Origin of the sequence: Salinisphaera sp. G21_0, assembly GCF_017744115.1 — a bacterium.
Lineage (GTDB): Bacteria > Pseudomonadota > Gammaproteobacteria > Pseudomonadales > Endozoicomonadaceae > Endozoicomonas.
Window position 1 is genome coordinate 1 of sequence record NZ_JAGHQW010000242.1, and the last position, 623, is coordinate 623.

The 623-nt window shown below is 47.0% G+C and carries 1 protein-coding gene; it reads left to right on the forward strand.

What is annotated here, in order from left to right; all coding sequences use genetic code 11:
- On the forward strand, positions 1-623 hold a 623-nt coding region (locus J7439_RS25860; RefSeq protein ID WP_209204928.1), incomplete at both ends, for a hypothetical protein.

The window sequence follows — 623 nt, forward strand, 5'->3', positions numbered from 1 at the left end:
GCCAACAGCTTGGCGAGCGATTTGAGTACACGCTGTCGAAACGCATAATGCTGGAGATTCTCTGGCAACAATCAGAAGATAACCGCTCAAAATACGCGGATAAGATGGATGAGCTATTCAAAACCGTGCCCACCATCTCACAATGGCACGGGTTACATCGGGTACTCGGACCACACAAAATGCAGCTAGTCATGGATGCTTGTCTTGAATACCAGGCTAAACCTGAAGCCGCTCCTGATGTAGCTACTCAGCAACGGTTACTGGAAGGAATGTTACTGACAAACCACTATCTGCCTGAACACATTGATATACCGGATCTCTGCTTTTCAAACCGGGTGTCAACTGATGATGAAAGAGGCGTGGTTGTTGATGGCGATCACGTCATGTTGGGCCAGGAGCGCCTGTGGCACTTTATCACGGCCATACTGTTCGAGCTTAAACAAACAGAGTATCAATTCAGGAATCAAAAGCTTACTGTCATGCCACCCGATGGTGAACCGGTTGTACTCCAAAAACCGGATTTTACCCTCACGGATACCGGCCTTGTTATAAAGAACTGGACATTGGAACAGTTGACCGCCTTTTTCAAGGCAACTGAATTCACAGAACAATGGTATGAAAAG